The organism is Methylophilus glucosoxydans, from assembly GCF_042676145.1.
In the GTDB taxonomy this organism is placed as follows: domain Bacteria; phylum Pseudomonadota; class Gammaproteobacteria; order Burkholderiales; family Methylophilaceae; genus Methylophilus; species Methylophilus glucosoxydans.
Map to the genome: position 1 here is coordinate 67537 of NZ_JBHTJW010000004.1, position 23987 is coordinate 91523.

27 protein-coding genes are annotated in these 23987 nt (G+C 52.6%); 13 read left to right on the forward strand and 14 right to left on the reverse strand.

Features of this window, described 5'->3' with window-relative positions; all coding sequences use genetic code 11:
* The first annotated feature begins 137 nt into the window (after positions 1–137).
* From ACFQ1T_RS13830 to ACFQ1T_RS13840, 3 genes are read left to right on the forward strand one after another with little or no spacing between them, the layout of a single operon-like run.
* Entirely contained in the window at positions 138–413 is a 276-nt protein-coding gene (locus tag ACFQ1T_RS13830; protein ID WP_228518646.1) for a PepSY domain-containing protein, read from the forward strand.
* Positions 413–1078 (forward strand): winged helix-turn-helix domain-containing protein, encoded by a 666-nt coding sequence (locus ACFQ1T_RS13835; RefSeq protein ID WP_379077820.1) that lies wholly within the window; start codon positions 413–415, stop codon positions 1076–1078. Before ACFQ1T_RS13830 ends, ACFQ1T_RS13835 begins: the two co-directional genes overlap by 1 nt.
* Positions 1075–2409, forward strand: a complete 1335-nt coding sequence (locus tag ACFQ1T_RS13840; protein WP_379077823.1) for an ATP-binding protein — start codon at positions 1075–1077, stop codon at positions 2407–2409. Before ACFQ1T_RS13835 ends, ACFQ1T_RS13840 begins: the two co-directional genes overlap by 4 nt.
* A 17-nt stretch (positions 2410–2426) precedes the next feature.
* Here ACFQ1T_RS13840 and ACFQ1T_RS13845 read toward each other — a convergent pair whose 3' ends face one another.
* Entirely contained in the window at positions 2427–2756 is a 330-nt protein-coding gene (locus ACFQ1T_RS13845; protein ID WP_379077826.1) for a PepSY domain-containing protein, read from the reverse strand.
* Between the two features lie 220 nt (positions 2757–2976).
* Here ACFQ1T_RS13845 and ACFQ1T_RS13850 point away from each other — a divergent pair, with 220 nt between their 5' ends.
* Positions 2977–3234 (forward strand): hypothetical protein, encoded by a 258-nt coding sequence (locus ACFQ1T_RS13850; RefSeq protein WP_194747027.1) that lies wholly within the window; start codon positions 2977–2979, stop codon positions 3232–3234.
* 6 nt (positions 3235–3240) lie between these two features.
* Here ACFQ1T_RS13850 and ACFQ1T_RS13855 read toward each other — a convergent pair whose 3' ends face one another.
* From ACFQ1T_RS13855 to ACFQ1T_RS13865, 3 genes are read right to left on the reverse strand one after another with little or no spacing between them, the layout of a single operon-like run.
* Positions 3241–3693 carry a response regulator gene (locus ACFQ1T_RS13855; protein WP_194747026.1) on the reverse strand — a complete coding sequence of 151 codons (453 nt, stop codon included), beginning with the start codon at positions 3691–3693 and terminating at the stop codon, positions 3241–3243.
* Complete coding sequence (locus tag ACFQ1T_RS13860; protein ID WP_379077830.1) at positions 3690–5672, reverse strand: hybrid sensor histidine kinase/response regulator; 1983 nt, start codon at positions 5670–5672, stop codon at positions 3690–3692. The genes ACFQ1T_RS13855 and ACFQ1T_RS13860 overlap by 4 nt, the downstream gene beginning before the upstream one ends.
* Positions 5673–5674: 2 nt before the next feature.
* On the reverse strand, positions 5675–6475 hold the full coding sequence (locus ACFQ1T_RS13865) for a LuxR C-terminal-related transcriptional regulator (RefSeq protein WP_379077833.1): 801 nt from the start codon (positions 6473–6475) through the stop codon (positions 5675–5677).
* A 154-nt stretch (positions 6476–6629) separates the two neighbouring features.
* Here ACFQ1T_RS13865 and ACFQ1T_RS13870 point away from each other — a divergent pair, with 154 nt between their 5' ends.
* From ACFQ1T_RS13870 to ACFQ1T_RS13880, 3 genes are all read left to right on the forward strand, one after another.
* Positions 6630–6911 (forward strand): hypothetical protein, encoded by a 282-nt coding sequence (locus ACFQ1T_RS13870; RefSeq protein WP_379077836.1) that lies wholly within the window; start codon positions 6630–6632, stop codon positions 6909–6911.
* 153 nt (positions 6912–7064) lie between these two features.
* Complete coding sequence (locus ACFQ1T_RS13875; protein WP_275356833.1) at positions 7065–8651, forward strand: SulP family inorganic anion transporter; 1587 nt, start codon at positions 7065–7067, stop codon at positions 8649–8651.
* Positions 8652–8700: 49 nt separating this feature from the next.
* Positions 8701–9345, forward strand: coding sequence for a carbonic anhydrase (locus ACFQ1T_RS13880; RefSeq protein WP_313984155.1), 645 nt, complete (start codon positions 8701–8703; stop codon positions 9343–9345).
* 72 nt (positions 9346–9417) lie between these two features.
* On the opposite strand, the gene fdx is transcribed toward ACFQ1T_RS13880, so the two are convergent.
* The 9 genes from fdx to cysE form a co-directional block, all read right to left on the reverse strand.
* Positions 9418–9759: an ISC system 2Fe-2S type ferredoxin gene (gene fdx / locus ACFQ1T_RS13885; RefSeq protein WP_194747020.1), complete on the reverse strand. Its 342-nt coding sequence runs from the start codon at positions 9757–9759 to the stop codon at positions 9418–9420.
* A gap of 1 nt (position 9760) precedes the next feature.
* Positions 9761–11650: a Fe-S protein assembly chaperone HscA gene (gene hscA, locus ACFQ1T_RS13890; RefSeq protein WP_275356832.1), complete on the reverse strand. Its 1890-nt coding sequence runs from the start codon at positions 11648–11650 to the stop codon at positions 9761–9763.
* A gap of 6 nt (positions 11651–11656) precedes the next feature.
* On the reverse strand, positions 11657–12169 hold the full coding sequence (gene hscB / locus ACFQ1T_RS13895; protein ID WP_379077841.1) for a Fe-S protein assembly co-chaperone HscB: 513 nt from the start codon (positions 12167–12169) through the stop codon (positions 11657–11659).
* A gap of 43 nt (positions 12170–12212) precedes the next feature.
* On the reverse strand, positions 12213–12536 hold the full coding sequence (gene iscA, locus ACFQ1T_RS13900; RefSeq protein ID WP_194747017.1) for an iron-sulfur cluster assembly protein IscA: 324 nt from the start codon (positions 12534–12536) through the stop codon (positions 12213–12215).
* Position 12537: 1 nt separating this feature from the next.
* A complete protein-coding gene (gene iscU / locus ACFQ1T_RS13905) occupies positions 12538–12921 on the reverse strand; it encodes a Fe-S cluster assembly scaffold IscU (protein ID WP_194747016.1) in 384 nt (127 codons plus the stop codon).
* Between the two features lie 180 nt (positions 12922–13101).
* Positions 13102–14319, reverse strand: a complete 1218-nt coding sequence (locus tag ACFQ1T_RS13910; protein WP_379077845.1) for an IscS subfamily cysteine desulfurase — start codon at positions 14317–14319, stop codon at positions 13102–13104.
* Positions 14320–14345: 26 nt separating this feature from the next.
* Positions 14346–15491, reverse strand: coding sequence for a cysteine desulfurase family protein (locus tag ACFQ1T_RS13915; protein ID WP_379077848.1), 1146 nt, complete (start codon positions 15489–15491; stop codon positions 14346–14348).
* A gap of 27 nt (positions 15492–15518) precedes the next feature.
* Positions 15519–15989 carry a Fe-S cluster assembly transcriptional regulator IscR gene (gene iscR, locus ACFQ1T_RS13920; RefSeq protein ID WP_379077851.1) on the reverse strand — a complete coding sequence of 157 codons (471 nt, stop codon included), beginning with the start codon at positions 15987–15989 and terminating at the stop codon, positions 15519–15521.
* Positions 15990–16141: 152 nt separating this feature from the next.
* The gene (gene cysE, locus ACFQ1T_RS13925) at positions 16142–16876 is read right to left on the reverse strand and encodes a serine O-acetyltransferase (RefSeq protein ID WP_275356828.1); all 735 of its coding nucleotides are present in this window, start codon (positions 16874–16876) and stop codon (positions 16142–16144) included.
* Positions 16877–17075: 199 nt separating this feature from the next.
* Between cysE and ACFQ1T_RS13930 the strand changes: the two genes are divergently transcribed.
* Positions 17076–17384, forward strand: a complete 309-nt coding sequence (locus ACFQ1T_RS13930) for a YkgJ family cysteine cluster protein (protein WP_379077854.1) — start codon at positions 17076–17078, stop codon at positions 17382–17384.
* A 102-nt stretch (positions 17385–17486) separates the two neighbouring features.
* Here ACFQ1T_RS13930 and ACFQ1T_RS13935 read toward each other — a convergent pair whose 3' ends face one another.
* On the reverse strand, positions 17487–18239 hold the full coding sequence (locus tag ACFQ1T_RS13935; protein WP_313984174.1) for an RNA methyltransferase: 753 nt from the start codon (positions 18237–18239) through the stop codon (positions 17487–17489).
* A gap of 84 nt (positions 18240–18323) precedes the next feature.
* On the opposite strand from ACFQ1T_RS13935, the gene ACFQ1T_RS13940 reads away from it, so the two are divergent.
* The 5 genes from ACFQ1T_RS13940 (at position 18324) to ACFQ1T_RS13960 (ending at position 23855) form a co-directional block, all read left to right on the forward strand.
* A complete protein-coding gene (locus ACFQ1T_RS13940; RefSeq protein WP_194747009.1) occupies positions 18324–19133 on the forward strand; it encodes an inositol monophosphatase family protein in 810 nt (269 codons plus the stop codon).
* A gap of 248 nt (positions 19134–19381) precedes the next feature.
* Positions 19382–21928 (forward strand): DNA mismatch repair protein MutS, encoded by a 2547-nt coding sequence (mutS, locus tag ACFQ1T_RS13945; protein WP_379077858.1) that lies wholly within the window; start codon positions 19382–19384, stop codon positions 21926–21928.
* 10 nt (positions 21929–21938) lie between these two features.
* Positions 21939–22538: a nitroreductase family protein gene (locus ACFQ1T_RS13950; protein WP_275356823.1), complete on the forward strand. Its 600-nt coding sequence runs from the start codon at positions 21939–21941 to the stop codon at positions 22536–22538.
* A gap of 94 nt (positions 22539–22632) precedes the next feature.
* Complete coding sequence (locus ACFQ1T_RS13955; protein ID WP_275356822.1) at positions 22633–23001, forward strand: thioredoxin family protein; 369 nt, start codon at positions 22633–22635, stop codon at positions 22999–23001.
* Positions 23002–23279: 278 nt separating this feature from the next.
* Entirely contained in the window at positions 23280–23855 is a 576-nt protein-coding gene (locus tag ACFQ1T_RS13960) for a hypothetical protein (protein ID WP_275356821.1), read from the forward strand.
* The last annotated feature ends 132 nt before the right edge of the window (positions 23856–23987 follow it).

The following is a 23987-nucleotide window of genomic DNA, read 5'->3' on the forward strand; positions in this document are numbered from 1 at the left end:
CCAGGTCATGGCCCAATTTAAGCTTGGTTTAAGATGAATGCTGTTAAACTTTTCGGCATAGTCTCTGTTGCAGGAGTTGGATACGCATGGTTGGGATGCCCCGTCGCGCCAGGAGAGTACTTCTCGCGCTTTTGATCATGAGCACTACATTAGCCTGCTTGCCGCAGGCAGATTCAGGGGAAAGCCCTGACAATGCCGGCCGATTGTCTGCCAAAGGTGAAATTCTGAGTCTGGAAAAAATCTCTCAAAAAGCCAGAGCTTACAAACCCGGTGAAATTCTCGAGGTTGAGTTGGAGAAGAAACATGGCCGCTACGTGTATGAGATAGACATTCTGGATGCGGGTAGCCAGGTGTGGGAGCTGAAACTGGACGCCAAGACCGGGCAGTTGCTCAAAATGGAACAGGATGATTGATGCGGTTGCTGTTAGTAGAAGATGATGCCTTATTGGGCGCACAGCTGCAGCAGTCACTTGCGCAGGCGGGCTACGCTTGCGATTGGTTGCAAGCGGGCGTTGAAGCCGCGATACAGGGTAGCCTGGAACCTTATGATCTGGCGATTCTGGATTTGGGCTTGCCGGACCGTCCGGGCATGGACATTCTGGCCGAGTGGCGGCGCAAGGGGCTGGCGTTGCCGGTGATTGTTCTGACCGCGCGTAGCAGCTGGCAGGAAAAAGTCGAAGCCTTTCATGTGGGCGCCGATGACTATGTGACCAAGCCCTTTCACTTGCAGGAGCTACTGGCCAGATTGGCGGCCGTGCATAAACGCACGGTGGGGGTGGTCAGTGGTGAGTTGGTGGTGGACGATCTGCGTTTGGATGAGCAAACGCAAACGGTGTGGCAAGCGCAGCGCGCGCACGTGTTGACGGGCACCGAGTTCAGGCTGTTACGGTATTTAATGCTGCATCCTGGGCGTATTTTTTCTAAAACCGAGCTCACCGAACACGTGTACGCCTATGATGCAGACAAGGACAGTAATGTGATCGAAGTCTATGTGAACCGCTTGCGGCACAAGATCGGCGCTGACCGTATCCAGACCCGGCGTGGACAGGGCTATGTGTTGATCGTGCAGGCAGCATGAAGTCTTTACGCACGCAATTGTCGCTAGGGTTGACGCTCAGTCTGGTGGGGCTGCTGACGCTGCAATGGGCGGTGGTGACGTTTACCATAGACCACCTGATCCAGTCGCAGATGACGGCGCGCATGCAGCAGGAAGCAGAAGGGGTGCTCGCGGGTGTTACAGTCAATGCGCACGGGCAATTGGTCTTGGCACCGCATGTGATGACGGCGGCATACCAGCGTCCTTTTTCCGGGCGTTATTTTATTGTGATGCTGGACCAGTCTAAAACCCAATCCCGCTCGTGGTGGGATGTGAACTTGCCGGTGAGCGCGCTCAAGGTGGGTGAAGAGCGGGTCATGCACCTCACCGGCCCTGAGTCGCAGCCACTGTTGTTATGGGGCCATGGCTACCGCAAGCAGCAGCGAACCATCACGATTTATATCGCCGAGAGTCTTGTCGAGTTGCAGCAAAGTTTGCGCATGTTTCATTGGTTGTATGGCGTGTTTTCCTTGCTGGGGTTGCTGGCACTGCTCGCCTTGCAGCGCTGGATTGTCGTGAATACGCTCCATCCCTTACAGCAGATCAAGGAAAGCCTGGCAAAAGTGGCCAGCGGCGAGTTGCAGCAGATGAATGCCAGCGGTCCGGCCGAAGTCATGCCGCTCATCAATGAGTTTAACCGTATCCTCAAAAGTGCCAGCCAGAAAACCCGGCGCTCGCGGCTGGCTATCGGCAATCTGGCCCATGGGCTTAAAACTCGTCTCACCCAGCTGCAATTGTTGTCAGGGGACGCCTCACTAGAGAGTGATGCTCAGTTGCGGCACATGGTACAAAGCTGTGCCGATGAAATTTATCAGGATGTGGAGCGCGAGTTAAAACGGGCGCGCTTGATGGGCGATGCCTATACCAGCCAAACGACGGACCTGGAACTGGTGCTACCCACGCTGGTGGCGACCCTGCAAAAAATCTATAGCGAAAAGACCGTAGGATTTGCCTGGCAGCACGACGGTCAGCCGCGCGTGATGATAGATCGCGAAGATATGCTGGAACTCCTTGGGAATGTGCTGGATAACGCGTTTAAATGGTGCCGCAGCCAGGTTCAGTTAAATATCTCGGTGCAGGCGGAGATACACATCATTGTTGAAGACGATGGGCCCGGTAGCCAGGCTTCAGAACTGGCGGCCTTGCTGCAACGTGGCATGCGTATGGATGAATCCAAGCCGGGCAGCGGATTGGGTCTGGCCATCGTGCAGGATATTGTGCAGCATTATCAGGGCAGCATCGTACTCGACCATTCGCCATGGCTGGGCGGACTGCGGGTGACATTCACGCTCAGGCCCGGCGTGCAGGCCTAAGCGCTTGAGTCGACCCGTTAAAACCAGTCGCGGTTGAGGCTATTCACTTTGCCGGTCTTGGCATCCAGCGTGACTTCCCACTCTTTGCCCTTGGCATCGAAGATTTCCACTTCGTAGTCCCAGCCATCTCTAAATTTGCGGCGTTCCAGCTCTATCTCCTTTACCACGCCAGGCTTGGCTGCCAGGGCTTTGGTCTGTGCCTCCTGCTGAGAAATCAGGCCGAACGCTTTTACCATTTGTTCCATTTTCTGCATATCGTCTTCATCGTCGTCGTCAGCCCAAGCTGGCTGCAACAAGCTGCTGGCAATTAGCAGGCTACTCAATACATAAGGCAGTATTTTGTTCATTTTGGGGCTCCTTGTTTCACAATGAACCGTCAAGATACCTGCGCAGCCTTAACTCAAGCTGAAAAGCCCTTTATTCAAGAAGTCTTTTTTAATTCATATTTTTTTAATATTTGCAAGGCTGTTGTAAGGGATTGTGTGCAGAATGACACTTACAGAATCCGTTAAGCCTCATTTGTTAAGCAAGACGGCCCTCGTAACCACTTAAAGACAGGAGTTTCAAATGAATATTTCTAAATCATTGGTTGTTGTGGGTATGGCATTATTCACTGTTGCAGGAACTGCATTAGCGGATCAGAGCATCCCTGTTCAGCAACAAAACTTTGGTAAACGCCCATTAACAGTAAATGCGACTGCTGAAAAATCAGAACAGGCTTGGGAAGGCACCGGCTTGAAGGTAACTGATCCGGCACAAAGCGTTGCACAGCATCAGCGTCAATTATTAAATCTGCGCTTTGCCAGCAAACGCGCTTATCAATAAGGTTGTTTACTGATAGCCCGGCAATTGCAAATCAGGTTGATGTTGCTTGAGCTGGGTGAATAACCAGCGCGTCTCCAGCAGAATCCAGACGCGCAACATGGCCTCCATGGGGTCAAAAGGTTTGGTTAAAAAATCTTTTGCCCCCAGGGCCAGCGCCCGTCTACGGGTAGCGATGGTCGCATCCGCAGTCAGTACCAGCACCGGCAAGTATTCATTATGGCCGACATGGTGCGAGAGCTGGTCGAGCACGGCAAACCCGTCCAGTACCGGCATCATCAAATCCAGCAAGATTAAATCAGGTTGAAAGGCGTTGACCAGATCCATGGTCTTGGTTGGGTCTGTGGTGCTGATCACCTGCTCAAACCCTTCTTTGGTCAGCAGTTCTTCGAGTAAGCGCAAGTTGGCTTCAGCATCATCAATAATCAGAATTTTGGACGCACGCAGTTGTTCTATGTTCATGAGGCAGACTCTGGTAATAATTTAAGCAATAGCTGGTTGAAACTGGCTACATTTAATGGCTTGGTAAAATAATGTGTAATGCCCAGCTGACTCAGGCGCTCCCTGGTTTCCGGCAAGGCATCCGCACTTAACACGACGATGGGCATGGACTGCAAGGACTGCCGTTCGGCCTGTATGTGCTGAATCAGTCTCTCCCCCGAACCGTCTGGCAAATTGAGATCCAGCAATAGCAAATCTGGCTGCATATCCCTTAACCAAACCATGCTTTCCTGCAGGTTGGCAGCCAGATGCAGCTTGAGGTGACGATGCTTGCTCACAATCGCTTCAATCAGGGCCTGGTTACTCGGGTTGTCTTCCACGTACAAAATAGGCCGTTTGCCGGTGGAAGGGGTGGTGACCGGCTGCACAGGCGCGCCTGGCTCCACTGGCGCAGACACATGCATGGGCTGGGGGTGTGCATTAGGCTGTGCCGGCAGGCTGATCCAGAATAGGCTTTTATCTTCAGCGACCCCGATTTGCCCGCCCATGGCGTCCATCAGTTGTTTACTGAGCACCAGCCCCAAGCCGGTGCCTTCCGTCACGGTACGTTCGGCGCCGAGGCGGTCAAATGGCGTAAACAGCCGGGAACGCATCGCGAGCGGAATGCCTTTGCCCGCATCCTCGACCTCTACGCGTACCTGACCATGCTGGGGATAGGCCCTGAGCTTGACCACACTGTTTTCGGGGCCATATTTCAAGGCATTTGACAGCAGGTTAAGTACCACTTGCAGCAGCCGCTGACGGTCTGCCTGTACGGCCAGGTCTGCTGCAAACTCGGTTTGGATCGAAATATCACGCACCTTTTCCAAGGGCTTGAGGTAGTGGTAAGCCTCTTCTAGCAGTCCATTCACCGAGACGTGTTCCAGCGCCATGTCAATATCGCCACTTTCAATCCGCGAGATGTCCAGCACCTCGTTAATCAGCTTTAACAGATGCTGGCCCGCATTATGAATCAAGGTTGCGCTGTCTTTTTGCCGCCCCTCGGGCAAGTCATTTTCCAGGATCTGGGCAAAGCCTAAAATGGCATTGAGTGGCGTACGCAACTCATGACTGGTGCGCGACAAAAAATTACTTTTTGCGGCACTGGCTTCTTCGGCTTCTACCCGTGCCAGATGCGCCTCCTGTGCACTTTTAGTCAGCAATTGTGAGGCATGCTCCAGCTCACTGGTCAGCTCACCGAGTTCGTCGCGGCTAATGCTGGGCAATGCCAGCGGTTCGCCTTTGACCAGATGGGTGGCACTGTCACGGATGGTCCGCACCCTGGCGACGATGGTCTGGCTGAAAAGCCAGACACCAATCAGGGAACCCGCTACCCCGGCGATGACTGCCATCAGCGTAATGCGCAAATTGCGTTTGCGCTCAAAAATCACTTCTTTCTTGTCTTGCTCGACGATGGCTGATTCGCGCGCGCTCATCTGATTCAAATGATTGCGCAATTGATTCAAGGCTTTGCCTTGTGAGGAAAACTTTGTAATCAGCGCCTGGTCGGCTTCCTGCGCTCGGTGACTGGCCATCACGGCCAGGTCTTCCAGGTTTTGGGCGACCAGCGGGTGAATGACATCGAGCAGGTGTTGTTGCGAGGCATCGTCCAGGTTGGTTTCGAGTGAGTGCAGCAAATGCGGCATACTTTGCTTGGCACTTTCGTAGCCAGTCAGGAATTGCCGGTTACCCGTCAGTAAAAAGTCTCTTACGCCAGTGGAGGCTTCCAGCAACAAGGTTTGCAGGGTCTGGATATCCTGCTGGATTTGCAAGGCATTCTGCACCCGTCTTTCGAGCAGGGCTGCTTGCTGTTCACTCTCGAAAATCAGCGCCAGTGACGCCAGTAAGACTGTGAGCGGCAAGGCATTGAGCACGATCCCCTTGGTGGTGAGCGATAAATCCTGCCACAGCCGGTTCATGCGGTTGCTGAATTGGTGTAAGCCTGCCACGATCCACTGCATGTTTATAGCCCGTCGCTGCTAAAACCGGCTTCAACTGCCTTGACTGCCGCTTGTGTGCGGTCCCGCAAGTCCAGTTTGCTTAAAATACGTTCTACATGAATCTTGATCGTGCCCGGTGAAATGCCCAGCTTTTGCGCCAGGATGGCATTGCTGGCGCCGGAGGGTAACAAGGCAAAGACCTCGCGTTCGCGCGGGGTCAGTTTTTGCAGCACGCTGTCATCAATGCTAGTGGCAGTGCGGGTGGATTGTTGCAGGGCAAATCCAATCAATCCGCACAGGCTATGCAATAGCTGCAGATTGGCGGGGCTAAGTGGATTGCTGGTCATGAGTGCCAGCAGGCCAACCGCCCGCTGCTGGACGGCAATCGGCAGATGATAGCAATGCAAGGTGGGTGCTGTGCCTGCGGGCGGTTGTAGCGTCCATAAGCTGGCGACATATTGAGTATGCACTTCAAACGTGATTGGTTCCTTGAGCCATAGCGCCAGCGCACCCAGCATGGGGATACGCGCGCCCACCGGATAGGTATTGCCTCTTTGTGCCAGAATTTTGAGCGCCCCGGCATGCTGCTGGCTGATCAGGGCATGCGGCGCACCAAATTGTCCGCTTAACTCATCCAGTACCCATTGCAGCAGGCTCTCTGACCAGCCATGACTAAATAATTGCTGCCCGAGCTTTTCAAACAGGCGCTCATGCGCGATTTGCACCTGATTTTGTTTGAGGGCGTTGCGCAGGGCAAATGCACTTTCCGTGGCAGGCGCATTTGCAGTATGGGGTATGGGTGAGTGAGCACTGTCGTTAGACATATGCCATTTAGTATATACCGAACTCCGTATATTGGTTGATTTTTTATTGTCAGGACCCGTGCACAATGCTTGATCTGGTTATCAGACAACGCATTGTGGTGCATGAGATACCCGGCGTCATTGAGATGAATCAGTGACACGAAAAGGATAAACAATGAAAAAATTATGGTTGGCAGTCATCGCTGCATTTGGTTTAATGGGTTCAGTCCATGCGGATGATGTTGATCAGGCGCAAGCGGTCAAGCAACAGCAGCATCACAACTTTTTGAGCAAACGGCCTTATGCAAAAGTGCCAGTTGCCAAACAGGATGCCGATGGCAAATGGATTGGCGCAGGCATCGTGACTGACAAGCCTGAGAAGGGCTTTGACAAGCACCAGCAAATGCAACTGCATTTTATCGGCAGGCGTCCTTACACTGCGCCCATGGCTGACTAAGGCGGCACTTGAACAAGATCGGGTGGGAACAGGTCAGCGATGGCCGTATTCCCTCCGTTGCACACTGGTGATCGCACATCCCGCATACAGGCGGGGCTAGTATTTAAAAAAATGATGATAAAAACGAATAAATTAAAAGAGGACTGATACACCATGTCAACCGATACTCAACGGTCAGGGCCGTTGTCATTGTTAGCGCATTTGAACCGCGACCTGCCGGCTTCGATTGTCGTCTTTTTTGTCGCCTTGCCCCTGTGCCTGGGCATTGCACTGGCTTCTGGCGCCCCCTTGTTTTCCGGTGTGATTGCCGGGATTATCGGTGGCATTGTGGTTGGCCTCGCCAGTGGTTCGCAACTGGGGGTGAGTGGACCCGCGGCCGGCCTGGCGGTGATTGTGCTGGCCGCCATCAGCAACCTGGGTTCTTATGAGGCATTTCTCGCTGCGGTCGTACTGGCCGGGGTGTTCCAGTTTTTGCTGGGCCAGTTTAAAGCCGGCTTCATTGCTTATTTTGTGCCATCTTCGGTGATTAAAGGCATGCTGACCGGCATCGGCCTGTTGATTATCCTCAAGCAGATTCCGCATGCCTTTGGCTATGATGCGGACTTTGAAGGGGACGAAGCCTTTGAGGAGGCAGGCGGCCACAACACATTTAGTGATATTTTGCAGGCCTGGGATTTATTGACGCCAGGCGCCATCCTGATTGCCGCTGTTTCCTTTGCCATCCTGATTTTTTGGGATGTCTATTTGAGTAAAAAGCATCGTGTGTTTCAAGTGCTGCAAGGGCCGATTGTGGTGGTGTTAACCGGTATCGCGCTCAACTGGGCGTTTATGCATGAATGGCTGGACTTCAAACTGGCGGCAGACCAGATTGTGAGCTTGCCCGTTGCCAGCAGTCTGGGCGACTTCGCCAGTTTTTTCACCCACCCGGATTTTAGTCAGATGGCTCAGCCTTTGGTGATCAAAACCGCACTGGTGATGGCGATTGTGGCCAGCCTGGAAACCCTGCTGTGTGTGGAGGCGACGGATAAACTAGACCCGCATAAGCGTGTGACACCGACCAACCGTGAGCTCAAGGCGCAGGGGTTAGGCAATGTTCTGTCTGGCCTGATTGGCGGTTTACCCATCACACAGGTGATCGTGCGTAGCAGTGCAAACATTACCTTTGGTGCACACACAAAAATGTCAGCGATACTGCATGGTTTTTGGTTACTGTTGAGTGCCATCACCATCGCCAGCCTGTTGAATATGATTCCGCTGGCCAGCCTGGCAACCATTCTGATTATGGTCGGCTATAAGCTGGCCAAACCCAGCCTGTTTAAGCAGATGTATGCCTTGGGCTGGGAACAGTTTGTGCCGTTTGTGGTAACGATTGCCGCGATTGTGTTGACTGACTTGCTGACCGGCATCGGCTTGGGCCTGGTGGTGGCTATTTTCTTCACCTTGCACCATAGCTATCGTAATTCGCATTACATCAAGCAAACGCGCTCGAACGAAGAGGGCCGCGAAGTGTATCATCTCGTTTTGGCCGAAGAGGTATCGTTTTTTAATAAAGCGAGCATCCTCGAAGTCCTGGCATCCATCCCGCGCAATAGCAAGGTGGTGATTGATTGCACCAATAGCAAATCTATCGCCTATGATGTGGTGGAGTTTATTCAAGACTACCAGCAACAGGCCAAACTGAAAAATATTGAGGTTGAAACCATCCAGTTTAACCCGCCCAAATTTATGCTTGGCCATTAAGATTTTGGCTGATCAATAATAAAAAACTGATTATTAAGGATAGATTGATATGTACAAACATCCCTTGCTCGACCGTGACAAAATGACCCCGCGCGAAGCGCTGGAGATTCTGGTCGAAGGCAACCACCGATTTACCAGTGATCTCGAGCAGGACAAGGACTTCAAAAGCCTGATTCAAATCACCAAAGATAAGCAACACCCGTTTGCTTCATTCCTCAGTTGCAGTGACTCCCGAGCACCGGTGGAGTTGTTGTTTGATCAGGCGCTGGGCGATGTGTTCAGTGTGCGTCTGGCAGGCAATATTGCCTCGGATAAAGCGATTGGCAGTCTTGAATTCGCCAGTAAATACCTCGGCAGCAAACTGATTGTGGTCATGGGCCATAGCTCTTGCGGCGCAGTCAAAGCGGCTTGTGACGATTTTAAAGACGGGCATATTGGTGAGATTATCAATCTGATCAAACCCTCTATCCGTCACGAAAAAACAGTCTCAGACCCGGCGCAGCGTAATTCTAAGAATGGCGACTTCGTGGAAAAGATTTGTGCACTCAATGTGAAATATCAAATCGATACCATCATCCGCTGCAGTGATATTGTCGATGATATGCTGCAAAGCAAGCAAATCGGTATTGTTGGCGCGGTTTATGATATCTCGAATGGCAAAGTTGACTTTCTCGAAGAGACGTATATTGGCTAGTGGCTGGTCTGGTACAAACAAAAAGCCGATGCATGCATCGGCTTTTTTTGTGGGAGCACAGGACTCAGGCGCCTAGTGGTTACCCTCTTTGGCCAGATTGATGCTGTATTTCGGAATCTCAACCGTGACATCCTGATCCTGCAACACGGCCTGGCAGGACAAGCGTGAATGCGGTTGCAGGCCCCAGGCACGGTCCAGCATGTCTTCTTCATCTTCTTCGATCTCGTTCAAGCTGTTAAAGCCTGCACGCACAATGACATGGCAGGTGGTACAGGCACACACGCCGCCACAGGCATTATCAATGTCTATGTCGTGCTTCAACAAGGCGTCGCAAATCGAAGTCCCTGAGGCTGCTTCAATCACGGTGCCTTCCGGGCACAGTTCAGCGTGGGGAAGTATGGTAATTTTAGGCATATCAGAGTTCCAGTGAATCCAGGTTTTTACCGGCCAGCGCTTTTTTGACAGACGCATCCATGCGTCTGGCGGCAAAGGTTTCGGTGGCATGGTTGAGGGTTTCGGTCGCTTGCTTGATGGCTTGGCTATCGTGTTCATTACACAGGGCACGTAACGCCTGGATAGACGCTTCTATCTGCGCACGCTCCGCCGTATCGAGCAAGGTATCGCCACTCTCTGCGAGGGCGGCTTCAATCGCTTCAATCAGGCGCTGGGCATCGACTATCGCTTCACGCAGCATGCGCGCCTGTTTGTCTGCTTCGGCGGCGCCAAACGAGTCTTTGAGCATACTGGTGATTTGTTCTTCGTTGAGGCCATAAGACGGCTTGACGGTGACATTGGACTCGACGCCACTGGTCTGTTCGCGCGCGGAGACCGAGAGCAGGCCATCGGCATCAATCTGAAAGGTGACGCGGATACGGGCAGCCCCAGCCGCCATGGGCGGAATGCCACGCAGTTCAAAGCGTGCCAGTGAACGGCAGTCGCTGACCAGCTCGCGCTCGCCTTGTACCACATGGATCGCCATTGCCGTTTGGCCGTCTTTGTAGGTGGTGAAATCCTGGGCACGTGCAATCGGCAAGGTCGAGTTGCGCGGAATGACTTTTTCAACCAGCCCGCCCATGGTTTCCAGTCCCAAGGAGAGCGGCGTCACATCCAGCAGCAATAAATCATCGCCACTACGGTTGCCAGCGAGAATGTTGGCCTGAATGGCAGCCCCCAGGGCCACCACTTTGTCCGGGTCCAGATTGGTTAAGGGTTCTTGCTGAAAAAAGGCTTGTACGGCATGACGGATATGCGGCATGCGCGTTGCGCCGCCAACCAGTACCACGCCCTTGATTTCATCGATGGCCAGTCCGGCATCGCGCATGGCTTTGCGGGTAGGGCTCAGGGTTTTATTGACCAGATGTTCGGTCAGAGCAACAAACTGGCTCACGCTCAGGGTTTCATCCACCAATGCACCATTACTGAGTTTGCAGACAATATTGGCTTCATGGTTATCGGTCAGCCATTCTTTCGCCTGGCGCGCTTTGGTCAGCAACAGGCGCGTGTCTTCTTCGGTTAACGGTTTGAAGTCTGCCGTTTTGCTACGCACCTGATCAAGCACCCAGCAGTAAATCCGGTGGTCAAAATCATCGCCGCCCAGGGCAGAGTCGCCATTGGTTGACAGGACTTCAAACACCCCTTTGCTCAAGCGCAGGATGGAAATATCAAATGTACCGCCGCCCAGGTCATAAATGACATAGACGCCTTCTGCCGCGTTATCCAGGCCGTAGGCAACGGCGGCGGCCGTCGGTTCATTGAGCAGGCGCAAGACATGCAAGCCTGCCAGTCGGGCCGCGTCTTTGGTCGCCTGACGTTGCGCATCATCAAAATAGGCGGGCACGGTAATGACTGCACCGGTGAGTTCACCGCCCAGCGCCTTTTCAGCGCGCACTTTCAGTGTCTTTAAAATCTCGGCAGAAATCTCAATCGGGCTTTTGAGCCCGGCACGGGTTTTCAGCTCCAGTATGCCGTGTGAGCTGTCGTTCTCGACAAAATGGTAGGGGATGTGCGCGCGGTCGGTGATGTCGTGCAAGGCCCGGCCCATAAACCGTTTGACCGAAACAATGGTATTCACCGGGTCCTGGCTTTGTGCCGCTTGCGCCTCATGGCCGACGACGACAGCCTCTTCGAGGTAACGTACCACAGAAGGTAACAAGGCATGCCCGTGTTCATCGTGCAACACGGTGCTCATGCCGCTACGCACGGTCGCCACCAGCGAGTTGGTGGTGCCCAGGTCTATGCCCACCGCCAGTTTGTGCTGGTGTGGGGCTGGGGAAAAACCTGGTTCTGAAATCTGTAATAGGGCCATGAAATTCTAATCTTCCAACTGGGCGATGATCTGGTGGATATCCTCAGTCACTTTGTCAATAAAACGCATTTTACGCACGGTCATCGCCGCCGCTTGCGGGGCGTCAGCCAGCTCGGCTTTCACCTGTTGTTGCAAGTCTTTGGCCGCCAGATGCATTTCTGACAGCAAGCGTTCCAGTGCTGGAATGTCTTTGCCAAACTTGGCGTCTTCCATTGCCTCGCGCCACTCCATTTGTGACATCAGAAAATCCGCGGGCATGGCGGTATTCTGTTCCTCATCGGTAGCAATCCCCTGCAGTTGCAGCAGATAACGGGCACGGGCAGTCGGCTGCTTCAAGGTTTGATAGGCCTCGTTGGCCAAGGTGGCCATCTGCATCGATTGCATGCGTTCAGCAGGGGAGGCGTTCACAAACTTGTCAGGATGCACTTCAGCTTGCAGTTTGCGGTAGTGCGCATCGAGTGTGGCCAGATCAATTTCAAATTGGGCTGGTAGCTGAAACAGCGAGAAATGGTTTTGCATAAAGTCATCAGCCGCAGAAAACGAAGGTTATCTGCGGCAACAATTAAACCGTAAAAGACTCACCACAACCACATTCGTCCTTGACGTTGGGGTTGTTGAACTTAAAGCCTTCATTGAGGCCTTCTTTGGCAAAGTCGAGCTCGGTGCCATCGATGTAGACCAGACTCTTAGGGTCTACAATCACTTTAATGCCATGGCTTTCAAACGTCGTATCCTCTGGCTGCAGATCATCCACAAACTCCAGCGTGTAAGCCATGCCCGAGCACCCTGTGGTTTTGACACCGAGGCGCAAGCCTATGCCTTTGCCACGGTTCGCCAGAAACTTTTCAACACGTTGGGCCGCGGCTTCTGTCAGGGTAATCGCCATATTACGCGCCTTGCTTGGATTTCAAATCGGCAATCGCGGATTTGATCGCATCTTCGGCCAGCACTGAGCAGTGAATTTTCACTGGCGGTAACGCCAACTCTTCCGCAATCGCAGAGTTCTTGATCTCTTGCGCCTGATCCAGGGTTTTGCCCTTGAGCCATTCTGTCACCAAGGAGCTCGAGGCAATGGCAGAGCCACAGCCATAGGTCTTGAATTTGGCGTCTTCAATCACGCCCGCATCATTGACCTTGATCTGCAATTTCATCACGTCGCCGCAAGCGGGCGCACCGACCATGCCGGTGCCGACATTCGGGTCGTTTTTGTCCATAGAACCCACATTACGTGGATTTTCGTAGTGGTCTAAAACTTTATCTGAATAAGCCATGCTCTTGCTCCTATCAATTAAATCGCGGTACTCAGGCTGATTTTCGCGTTTTAATTATTAAAATATTTCTTTAATGAATAAAAATTGCAGATTTCATTGTCTGGCAAGGCGGAGGCATGGGCCGTTTAGTTTAATTTAAACAAGCATGTCGACGACGCCGCCAGGCGATGAAAGATCACATTAATGCTCTGCCCATTCAACTTTGGACAAATCAATCCCATCCTTGAACATCTCCCATAATGGGGACAGTTCACGCAGTTTTCCAATCTTGCTCTTCAACAAATCTATCGTGTAATCCACATCGGCTTCAGTGGTAAAGCGGCCAATGCTGAAACGGATGGAGCTGTGAGCCAACTCGTCAGAGCGGCCCAAGGCGCGCAAGACATAGCTTGGTTCCAGGCTGGCCGAGGTACAGGCAGAGCCGGAGGAGACGGCGATATCCTTGATTGCCATAATCAGCGATTCACCTTCTACAAAGTTGAAGCTCACATTCAGATTGTGCGGGACGCGGTGATCAAGATCCCCATTGACGTAAGTTTCTTCAATTTGCAGCAAACCGTTTAGTAGACGGTCACGCAACATGCGGATACGTTCGTTCTCGCTCGCCATTTCTTCACGCGCAATGCGGAAAGCCTCGCCCATGCCCACGATTTGGTGGGTGGCCAGCGTCCCGGACCGCATGCCACGCTCGTGACCGCCGCCATGCATCTGCGCTTCAATGCGGATGCGTGGTTTACGGCGGACATACAAGGCACCAATCCCTTTAGGGCCATAGGTTTTGTGCGCAGAAAAGCTCATCAAATCCACAGGCAGTTTTTCCAGGTCTATCGTCACTTTGCCGGTGGCTTGTGCGGCATCCACATGAAAGATCACGTTATTGGCACGGCAGACATTGCCCAGCGCTTCGATATCCTGAATCACGCCGATTTCGTTATTCACCAGCATGATGGACGCCAGCACGGTATCCGGGCGAATGGCTGCCTTGAATTTTTCCAGTGAAATCAGGCCGTCGGCTTCTGGTTGCAAATACGTGGCTTCATAGCCCTCGCGCTCCAGTTCACGCACGGTGTCCAGCACGGCTTTGTGCTCGGTGGCCGAGGTAATGATGTGTTTGCCTTTGCTGGCAGCATAAAAATGCGCAGCGCCTTTAATCGCCAAGTTGTTGGACTCGGTCGCACCTGAAGTCCAGACGATTTCGCGTGGATCCGCATTCACCAGCTTGGCAACTTCTTCACGTGCATGCTCAACCGCCTGCTCGGCTGTCCAGCCGTAAGGATGGCTACGCGAGGCCGGGTTACCAAAATCCTCGGTCAGGTAAGGGATCATCTTTTGTGCAACACGAGGATCCACAGGGGTGGTCGCAGAATAATCCAGATAGATCGGCTTTCTTTCAGACATATTTCAATGCTCTTTCCATAAAATACTTATGCCGCGATGGCACTTAACCCTTTGAGACGCTGCACTTCTTTCTGCAACGCGGCTAAAAATTCGCTGATTTCTTCGGCGGTGTTACTGTCGCTCACACTCACGCGTACCGCACCGCGCGCAAGGTCAGGTTCTATCTCCATGGCCAGCAGGACATGACTGGGCTCAGTACTGTCACTGGAGCAGGCGGAGCCGCTGGCGACAGCAAATCCGGCTTTATCCAGCGCGGTGACCAAGGTCTCACCCTCAATATTGGGGATGGCAAAAAAACTCGTATTGGGCAGACGTGTTGCATTCGCTGCAAAGATCACCGCGCCCAGACGCTGCAATCCGGCTTCAAGCTGAGACCGCAAGGCTTGGGTCGCCTGGCTGCGGCTTTGCAGCGTTTGCATGGCAAGCTGGCAGGCGTGTGCAAAGCCGACTATGCCGGCGACGTTCTCGGTGCCGCTACGCAAGCCTTTTTCTTGCCCCCCGCCGTGCAGCAAAGGGGCAATGTCCACCCGTTTGTCCAGAATCAGTGCACCGACGCCAACCGGACCACCGATTTTATGGCTGGAAATCGTCATCGCATGCACGCCCAAAGACGTAAAATCGACAGGCACCTTGCCAAAGGCTTGTACGGCATCGGTATGGATCAGCGCGCCACGCGCTTTTGCCAGCGTTGCCAATTCAGCGACCGGCTGTAAGGCACCTGTTTCGTTATTCGCCAACATGCAAGATACCAAGCCTGTCGATGTGTTCAGCGCTTGTTCGGCTTGCTGCAGGTCCAGCGTGCCTTCGGCCGTGACCGGCAGCGTTGCCACTTTCCAGTCATGCCACGCCAGCGACTGCGCCGGTTTGGTGACACAGGGATGTTCAATAGCACTGATCAATAATTGCGAGGCACTCAAGTTGGCCGCCATGCCTTTAATGGCAAAATTATTGGCTTCGGTACCACCGGAGGTAAAGACCACTTGCGACGGTTGCACCCCCACACATTCGGCAATCTGTGCTCTGGCCAGTTCCATGGCATCGCGCGCATTGCGCCCAAACACATGCCGACTGGTCGGATTGCCACACGCTTGCCCCAGCCACGGCAACATGGCGTCCAGCACTTGCGGTTTCAGTGCGGTGGTGCTGTTGTGGTCAAAGAATGCGGTGGTCATGGACTTGGCGTGCCTTGATGCCCGGCCTTAAGCTGCAATGCTGGCTTCTGAGCCACATTTTCGCGGGGCAAAAATCACCTGGCCTGTAGATTTGTTGCGTTGCATGTCTACCATGTCGGCCAGTGTGACGCCTGACAGGTAGTCCAGAATTTTGCTGTTTAAAGAAGCCCATAGCTCATGCGTCATGCAGCGGCCTTCGTCATGGCAATTCTCGTTGCCACCACATTGGGTCGCGTCAATTTGCTCATCTACGGCAGTGATAATGTCAGAGACGGAAATCTCATGATGCGCTTTAGCAATACGGTAACCACCGCCGGGACCGCGCACGCTGGAAACCAGGCCTTGTTTGCGCAGGCGACTGAATAACTGTTCAAGGTAAGATAATGAAATGCTTTGGCGCTCACTGATGCCGGCCAATGTCACTGGTTTATCCGCTTCATAGAGCGCGATATCCAACATGGCGGTAACGGCAAAACGACCTTTGGTAGTTAATCGCATCTTGAGATGACCTTTAAAAACAGTATTGAATTATAGAATAACCTACTGTTTTAGTCAATTATTATGCTGTAAAAGTTCAGTCTGTTTTTATCCATCTAATCAAGGCCTCAATGCGGGCCCGAGGTCAGGCTGGAAAGGCCTGTTCGCTGCCTTTATTCCGGCTTTTTGGCAAACGCCTCACCGACATTGCTGTCGTTTTCCACATCATTGAGCCTGGCGACTTGCGCCTTCAGCTCTGCAATTTCTGCTTCTTGCTTGTGTGCATGATCGAGCAAGCCGTTGATCGCCTTGATCATCGGGTCATTCTCATCATTGCCCACCGCATAGGCGTTGAACCCCATTTTCTGTGCGACATCATGGCGTTGCTTGGCTTTTTCCTCCTCGAGGATACGTGCCGGAATCCCTACCGCAGTGGCGTTTTCAGGGACGTCTTTGACCACCACGGCATTGGAGCCGATTTTGGCGTTCTTGCCGACGGTGATGGGCCCCAACACTTTAGCCCCTGCGCCTATCACAACGCCAGATTCCAGTGTCGGATGACGTTTGCCCTTGTTCCAGCTGGTGCCACCCAAGGTGACGCCATGGTAGAGGGTGCAGTCATCGCCAATAATGGCTGTTTCACCAATTACCACGCCCATGCCATGATCAATAAACACGCGCCGACCAATGGTGGCGCCGGGATGAATCTCGATGCCGGTCAGCCAGCGGCCAAGATGCGACAACGCGCGTCCCAGCCAATAGAGCCGGTGGCTCCATAACCAGTGACTGAAGCGATGCAAAATCAGCGCGTGGACGCCAGGGTAGGTGGTCAGAATCTCGAAATGTGTCCGTGCGGCCGGGTCACGGTCAAACACAATCGAAATATCTTCTTTAAGATGTTTGAACATGCGCGCATTATGCCACAAGTCGTGGCTTGCGCTTGCCGGGTTGTTGGTTGGGAGGGATGGTTAGCCACAGAGGGCAAAAACATTACAGAGAAAACCCATGAAACACACGTTTTTGTTTTCTTTGCCTGGTGTGGGCGTTGTGGCGAAAGAAGGGAAAGTCGTTAAAATAGTGAGCGTGTTTATTAGAAATTCGTGTTGAATGTCAGATCATTGCCAATCCTGCGGTGCCTGTTGTGCCAGTTTTCGCGTCTCGTTTTACTGGGCTGAGACTGACGCGCATCCACTGGGGACGGTGCCGGCCGCCATGACGAAAAAAGTCAATGAGACCTATGTTTGCATGCAGGGCACCGAGATCAAGCCGGTTCGTTGCGTCGCGTTGCAAGGGCAGGTCGGGCAGTCAGTCGGGTGCAGTATTTATGCCTTGCGCTCGAGCACCTGCCGCGAGTTTGAAGCAGGCTCGGTCGTTTGCAATGATGCGCGGGCGAAGATTGGGTTGGCGGCGATTTGACGGCACATGGGGCACCACAATATTAACCGCCAATAAAAAAACAAATCGGCTTTTGCCTGCTTATCTGCGGCTCTGCTTGATACTTTGTGGTGAACGCAGCCACTAATACTTGCTGTGTTTCTTGGGATTGACCGTGAGCGTCAAAATCCCGCGCAACAGGTTCACTTCCTCTTTTTCGAGCCGGGTACGGCCATACAGGCGGCGCAAGCGCTCAAACAGTTTTTTCGGTGCACGTGGATTGATATAGCCGATATGCTCCAGGACTTCGCGCATGTGCTCATAAAAACGCTCCAGGTCCTCCTGCGTCGCCAGTTCCACCGGTTTCTCCTGGTAATGCAGTTCACCGGTCGTCACGGCCATGCGGGTTTCATAACACATCACTTGCACGGCTTGCGCCAGATTGAGCGAAGTGTATTCCGGATTGGCCGGAATCGTAGCCAGCACATGGCAGCGGTCCGCTTCGGCGTTGCTGAGTCCGCTCATTTCGGTGCCAAACACCAGCGCGACCTCGCTATGGCTGGCGACAGCTTTGACTTCCTGTGCTGCTTCACGCACGGTCATCACTTGTTGCGACAACGAGCGCTCTTTGCCGCTCACGCCAATCACAAACTGGCAATCAGCCAGCGCTTCTTCCAGGGTTTGTGTCACCACGGCGTGGTCCAGCACATCACCTGCATTCACGGCCAGTGACTTGGCTTCGCCATCGGGAAAGTGCTTGGGGCGCACCAGATAGAGCCGGTTCAGGCCCATGGTTTTCATGGCGCGCGCGGTCGAACCGATATTGCCAGGATGGCTGGTTTGGCATAACACGACGCGGATATTGTTAAAAATGGGGGATTCAGAGGTAGAAGACATGCGTATATTTGGTCGTTGTGTTTGTGACACAGCGCTTAAAAAGCTAAAATAGCATTTTATCAGTGTAATCAAGAATCCCACAGCATGCATCCAACCCTGAATGTCGCCATCCGCGCCGCGCGTGAAGCTGGCAAAATCATTAACCGTGCCGCCATGGATATTGGCGCCCTCAAGATCGAGCAGAAAGACACTAACGATTTCGTCAGTGAAGTGGACCGGGGTGCCGAGCAAGCCATTATTGCCGTGCTCAAGGACGCGTATCCCACCCATGGCTTTTATGGGGAAGAGAGCGGTAAATCCAATAGCGAGTCCGATAGCATCTGGATCATTGACCCGCTGGATGGCACCACCAACTTTTTGCATAACTTTCCGGCATATTGCATCTCGATTGCCTTGCAAGAAAAAGGCGTGCTGACGCAAGCCGTCATTTACGACCCTGTTCGTAACGACCTGTTTACCGCCACCAAGGGCAGTGGCGCCTTCCTGAATAATCGTCGTATCCGCGTCACCCAGCGCGCAAAACTGCAAGAAGCCTTGCTCTCTACCGGCTTCCCATTCAAAGATTTTAGCTATCTGGAAACCTACATCAACATTTTCCGCGACATGGCCAAGAAAACCTCTGGCTTGCGCCGCCCTGGTTCGGCTGCACTCGACCTGGCTTACGTTGCCGCGGGTTACAGTGATGGTTTCTTCGAGATTAATCTCTCCCCCTGGGATATTGCTGCCGGCGCTTTATTAGTGCAGGAAGCTGGCGGGATCGTCGGCGACTTTGAGGGCAACGAGAGCTGGTTGCGTACTGGAAACATTGTTGCGGCTAATCCTAAGGTATTTAGCCAAATGTTGCAGGTGATTGCACCGCATTTAACCGAGCGGATTAAAACGCCGACTTTGTAATTTTGTATTGCGTTCAGGCATGTCACAAACCCGGAGTTGAATCCGGGTTTGTTTTTTTCTGGCACAACAACCCGCATCAAGGTTGTTCTCCTCGCTTGAAACAATGGCTTTTTTATAGATCTATTGGTCACGGTTGTATTCGTCATGCTCGCTGGCCGGACACATGATCATCCTGCATCCTTTTGTTGTAAGATGCCAAGGCTAAACACACTTATTCACTCAACCCATACTCGCACTGATTTATCCGCATGTCCTTCGAAAACCACACCCCCATGATGCGTCAATACCTGACGCTTAAAGCACAGTATCCCGATATGCTGTTGTTCTACCGCATGGGTGACTTTTATGAACTGTTTTTTGAGGATGCAGAAAAGGCAGCCCGTTTGTTGGGGATTACCTTAACTCGCCGCGGTGCCAGCAATGGCGAGCCGATCAAAATGGCAGGCTTGCCTTACCATGCGGCCGAGCAGTATCTGGCCAAGCTGGCAAAAATGGGCGAGGCAGTGGCTATTTGCGAGCAGGTGGGCGATCCGGCGACCTCAAAAGGGCCGGTGGCGCGCGAAGTGACGCGCATCCTGACGCCGGGCACACTGACGGATGCGGCCTTGCTGGATGAAACCCGCGATAACACTTTGCTCTGCGTAGCCCGGGGCGAGGGTGTATTGGGGTTAGCACGGCTCAATCTGGCCTCAGGCGAGTTTGTCTTGACTGAAATTGCACCAGGACACTGGCCGCAGGAGCTGGAGCGCATCCACCCGGCTGAGCTGGTGATGGCTGAAGATCATAATATTGAGGCCTTGCAGCATGCACGTTGCGCCAAAAAACGGCTGGCCCCCTGGCAATTTGACCTGGAAACGGCCAACCGCAGTTTGACCCAGCAATTCAATACGCATGACCTGGCCGGGTTTGGTTGTGGCGAGATGCCCGCGGCAGTGACGGCGGCGGGGGCCTTGCTGGAGTATGTGAAACATACGCAGCGCACGGCCTTGCCGCATATTGTCGGCTTGCGTGTCGAGCAGAGCCATCATTACCTGCAACTCGATGCGGCCACCCGGCGCAATCTGGAAATCGATACCACCATACGCGGTGAGACTTCTCCCACTTTGTATTCGCTGCTGAACTCGACGCAAACCGCCATGGGTGCGCGTTTGTTGCGGCATTGGTTGCATCATCCTTTGCGCAACCAGCAGACCATCCAGCAGCGGCATCTGGCAGTCGCCGAGTTATTTGAACAGTTTTTGGATAGCGCGTTGCAACAAGCCTTGCATCCGGTGGGCGACATTGAGCGCATGACCGCCCGCGTGGCGCTCAAATCTGCCAGACCGCGCGATTTGTCTGGCCTGCGTGATAGCTTGTTGCAGTTGCCGGCGCTGGTCAGCGTCTTGCCGCGGACACAATCCGGCTTGTTGCAGAGCCTGATCGCCGAATTGCAGGTACCTGCCGAGGCTTTGCAGATATTGGTGCAGGCGATTCAAGCCGAGCCGTCTGCCGTGCTGCGTGAGGGTGGTGTGATTGCGACGGGGTACGATGCAGAGCTGGATGAGCTGCGGGCGATCCAGACCGATCACGGCGATTTTCTGTTGCAATTCGAGGCCGCTGAAAAAGCCCGTACCGGCATTACTAACCTCAAGGTTGAATACAACAGCGTGCATGGGTTTTACATTGAGATCAGTCGCTTACAGGCAGAAAGTGCGCCCGCGGAATATCGTCGCCGCCAGACCTTGAAAAATGTAGAGCGCTTTATCACGCCTGAGTTAAAAGCGTTTGAGGATAAAGTGTTGAGCGCCAATGAGCGTGCGCTGGCGCGTGAAAAAATGCTGTATGAACAGGTATTGGAAGCCTTGCTACCGCACATCTCGCAGTTGCAGCGTATTGCCACCGCGGTGGCAACGTTGGATGTGCTGGCTTGTTTTGCCGAGCGCGCACGGTCGCTCAATTATGTGCAGCCGCAATTCCGCGCAGAGAATGGCCTGGATATCCAGGGTGGGCGGCATCCGGTGGTCGAGAGTATCGCGCAGCCCTATGTAGCCAACGATGTCGTGCTCAATCCCTATCGGCAGTTATTGCTGATCACCGGCCCCAACATGGGCGGTAAATCTACCTTTATGCGGCAAACGGCCTTGATTGTGTTGCTGGCCTACTGCGGCAGTTTTGTGCCTGCCCAAAGCGCAATGATTGGTGAGATAGACCGTATTTTTACCCGTATCGGCGCCTCTGACGATTTGGCAGGTGGCCGCTCCACGTTTATGGTCGAAATGACGGAGACGGCGAATATCCTGAATAATGCCACCGCAAACAGCCTGGTATTACTGGATGAAATCGGCCGCGGAACCAGTACCTTTGATGGCTTGAGCCTGGCTTGGGCGGTGGCCAAACAACTGCTCGAAAAAAACAAGTCACTGACTCTGTTTGCCACCCATTATTTTGAGCTGACGCGCATTGTCGATGAAGCCAAGCATGCCGCCAACGTCCATCTGGACGCCGTTGAGCATGGTCAGGGCATCGTCTTTTTGCATAAAGTTGAAGAGGGCGCCGCGACCATGAGCTATGGTATACAGGTGGCGCAACTGGCCGGCATTCCCAAATCGGTGGTGCAATTGGCTAAACGCAAATTGCAACAACTCGAAAACCAGACCATTGCAGCGACACCGCAAAATGATTTGTTTGCCAGTGCCGTGCCCCCCGAGGAACCGCCTGCCCATCCGGTGGTCGCAGAATTGGAACGCATACAGCCTGACGACCTGACACCGAAGCAGGCGCTAGAGTTACTTTATCAATTGAAAAAACAACTGTGAGGATTTCACCATGCAAAAGCCAGCCATTACCCAGCAGCCTATACACGATTTGATTGCCAACCGTTGGAGTGGCCGCGCCTATGATGCCAGCCAAGGCGTGAGTCAAGAGCAAGTCATCAGCCTGCTAGAAGCAGCCCGCTGGGCGCCTTCCTGCTTTGGCGATCAGCCCTGGCGCTACGTTGTTTGCAACAAGGCGGATAACCTGCAAGCCTGGCAAGAAGCATTTGACTGCCTGGTGCCTGGCAACCAGAGCTGGGCTGTGAATGCACCGGTGTTGTTACTGATTTGTGCCGATACCCTGTTTAGCCATAACGACAAACCCAACAAATGGGCACCATACGATACCGGCGCTGCTACTGAAAACCTGTGTCTGCAAGCCACTGCCCTCGGCCTGATGGCGCACCAGATGGGCGGTTTTGATGCCGACAAAGCCAGAGCGACCTTCAACGTGCCTGAGCGCTACCAGATTCTAGCCATGGTCACCGTCGGCTACCAGGCGGATGTTGAAAGTCTGACAGGTGAGACCAAAGAGCGTGAAACTGCTGCGCGTAGCCGTAAACCGCTCAATGAGCTGTTTTTCAATGGGCAATGGGACCAAAGCATTGTTTAAACTTTGCGCGATTGCAGCAAAAGCGGTTAGCGTGCCTGCCATCCTCTGCTAAAATGCTGGCGATAAAAATATAATTGAACGGATTGGAGATCATATGGCAGTCGTTACGCTGACCAAAGCAAACTTTAAAGAAACCATCGAAAATAACCCATTCGTGATTGTCGATTTCTGGGCGCCTTGGTGTGACCCCTGTGTTGCCTTCACGCCCACCTTTGAGGCCGCGGCAGCAAAAAATCCTGATATCGTGTTTGGCATGGTCAATACCGAAACCGACCCTGAAATCTCAGATTATTTTGAGGTGAAGCAGATTCCAGGCTTACTCGTGATACGTGAACGCGCAGGCATACACGCACAAGTCGGCGAGATTGGCGCGCCAGCGCTGGATGAAATTATCAAATGGGCAAGAGACTTTGACATGACACCAGTGCGGGAATATTACAAAGCAGAAGATGCCAAGCAATAATTGGTGAGTTTGCCTAAGTTTAAAAAGCCATGCTTAGCATGGCTTTTTGCTTTTCTGAGAGATGATAAATTTGTATGTCGCAGAACAAGTTGAAAGTTTGATCCTATCGTCTACAATCACTAAAACAGTAACGCTCTGTCTCTATATTAGTAATTTAATAAGGAGACGCATAAATATTAAAACCAAGAAAGAGCAATGGATTCCAGCCATGTATATCAAATATCCAATTCTTAATATAGAGACCCATGGGTCTCTATAATTACTGTTGGGCGTCTAGAATGGTCTCGATTGATATTCGTAGATTTTTTACGGTAATACTATTACTTTTCATACCCTTAATCACTGGTGCGGCTCCGCTGGGTAATGCTCCTCAAAATAATTACTCAGTTCCGCAGTTTTGGAATATCTGTCTCAATCCTGTTACTGTTTTAATGCAACAACCCTCAGTTATTTACAGCTCAACATCAAAAAAATCAAAGGTTGTTGCAAAGTTAAGTCGCAAAGAAAAGGTTAGCGTGGTTGAAGCTGTTGATATTGTTATAAAGCCTGGAGTGGCTAAAGTCGTGGGTGATTTTGAAAACAATTACTTAAAATTGTCTGTTGGAACAGAAGTTTATGTTTTGGCTGAATGGGAGATTGACTACGCCCACGCTTGGTATGCTGGAAAAGCAGTCGAGGGTGGGTTGCCCATATTCGACCCCAGCGCTTTTTCAATCATAAAGAAACCTACAATCGAAAGGTGGTTAAAGATTAAAAACAGCCAATCCCCTTACAAAAGTGGCTGGGCACTAGATAGCGAAGCTTTCAGTGACAATAACGCAATCAGTACCTGTAAAAGGGCATATGAACAATAAACGCCCAACCCATCATTCAAGCGGGACACTGGACTTGCCTTAGAAAAGTAGACACATCGACCTAACTTTTTAGGAGATGTTAAATGGCAAGAACAATCAAACGGATATACGCACGATATTCGGAATCATTTA

Bases quoted from the DNA above. Each gene is read 5' to 3' on its own strand.
- ACFQ1T_RS13830 (WP_228518646.1), top strand. From the start codon at position 138: ATGAGCACTACATTAGCCTGCTTGCCGCAGGCAGATTCAGGGGAAAGC.
- ACFQ1T_RS13835 (WP_379077820.1), top strand. From the start codon at position 413: ATGCGGTTGCTGTTAGTAGAAGATGATGCCTTATTGGGCGCACAGCTG.
- ACFQ1T_RS13840 (WP_379077823.1), top strand. From the start codon at position 1,075: ATGAAGTCTTTACGCACGCAATTGTCGCTAGGGTTGACGCTCAGTCTG.
- ACFQ1T_RS13845 (WP_379077826.1), bottom strand. From the start codon at position 2,756: ATGAACAAAATACTGCCTTATGTATTGAGTAGCCTGCTAATTGCCAGC.
- ACFQ1T_RS13850 (WP_194747027.1), top strand. From the start codon at position 2,977: ATGAATATTTCTAAATCATTGGTTGTTGTGGGTATGGCATTATTCACT.
- ACFQ1T_RS13855 (WP_194747026.1), bottom strand. From the start codon at position 3,693: ATGAACATAGAACAACTGCGTGCGTCCAAAATTCTGATTATTGATGAT.
- ACFQ1T_RS13860 (WP_379077830.1), bottom strand. From the start codon at position 5,672: ATGCAGTGGATCGTGGCAGGCTTACACCAATTCAGCAACCGCATGAAC.
- ACFQ1T_RS13865 (WP_379077833.1), bottom strand. From the start codon at position 6,475: ATGTCTAACGACAGTGCTCACTCACCCATACCCCATACTGCAAATGCG.
- ACFQ1T_RS13870 (WP_379077836.1), top strand. From the start codon at position 6,630: ATGAAAAAATTATGGTTGGCAGTCATCGCTGCATTTGGTTTAATGGGT.
- ACFQ1T_RS13875 (WP_275356833.1), top strand. From the start codon at position 7,065: ATGTCAACCGATACTCAACGGTCAGGGCCGTTGTCATTGTTAGCGCAT.
- ACFQ1T_RS13880 (WP_313984155.1), top strand. From the start codon at position 8,701: ATGTACAAACATCCCTTGCTCGACCGTGACAAAATGACCCCGCGCGAA.
- fdx (WP_194747020.1), bottom strand. From the start codon at position 9,759: ATGCCTAAAATTACCATACTTCCCCACGCTGAACTGTGCCCGGAAGGC.
- hscA (WP_275356832.1), bottom strand. From the start codon at position 11,650: ATGGCCCTATTACAGATTTCAGAACCAGGTTTTTCCCCAGCCCCACAC.
- hscB (WP_379077841.1), bottom strand. From the start codon at position 12,169: ATGCAAAACCATTTCTCGCTGTTTCAGCTACCAGCCCAATTTGAAATT.
- iscA (WP_194747017.1), bottom strand. From the start codon at position 12,536: ATGGCGATTACCCTGACAGAAGCCGCGGCCCAACGTGTTGAAAAGTTT.
- iscU (WP_194747016.1), bottom strand. From the start codon at position 12,921: ATGGCTTATTCAGATAAAGTTTTAGACCACTACGAAAATCCACGTAAT.
- ACFQ1T_RS13910 (WP_379077845.1), bottom strand. From the start codon at position 14,319: ATGTCTGAAAGAAAGCCGATCTATCTGGATTATTCTGCGACCACCCCT.
- ACFQ1T_RS13915 (WP_379077848.1), bottom strand. From the start codon at position 15,491: ATGACCACCGCATTCTTTGACCACAACAGCACCACCGCACTGAAACCG.
- iscR (WP_379077851.1), bottom strand. From the start codon at position 15,989: ATGCGATTAACTACCAAAGGTCGTTTTGCCGTTACCGCCATGTTGGAT.
- cysE (WP_275356828.1), bottom strand. From the start codon at position 16,876: ATGTTCAAACATCTTAAAGAAGATATTTCGATTGTGTTTGACCGTGAC.
- ACFQ1T_RS13930 (WP_379077854.1), top strand. From the start codon at position 17,076: ATGTCAGATCATTGCCAATCCTGCGGTGCCTGTTGTGCCAGTTTTCGC.
- ACFQ1T_RS13935 (WP_313984174.1), bottom strand. From the start codon at position 18,239: ATGTCTTCTACCTCTGAATCCCCCATTTTTAACAATATCCGCGTCGTG.
- ACFQ1T_RS13940 (WP_194747009.1), top strand. From the start codon at position 18,324: ATGCATCCAACCCTGAATGTCGCCATCCGCGCCGCGCGTGAAGCTGGC.
- mutS (WP_379077858.1), top strand. From the start codon at position 19,382: ATGTCCTTCGAAAACCACACCCCCATGATGCGTCAATACCTGACGCTT.
- ACFQ1T_RS13950 (WP_275356823.1), top strand. From the start codon at position 21,939: ATGCAAAAGCCAGCCATTACCCAGCAGCCTATACACGATTTGATTGCC.
- ACFQ1T_RS13955 (WP_275356822.1), top strand. From the start codon at position 22,633: ATGGCAGTCGTTACGCTGACCAAAGCAAACTTTAAAGAAACCATCGAA.
- ACFQ1T_RS13960 (WP_275356821.1), top strand. From the start codon at position 23,280: ATGGTCTCGATTGATATTCGTAGATTTTTTACGGTAATACTATTACTT.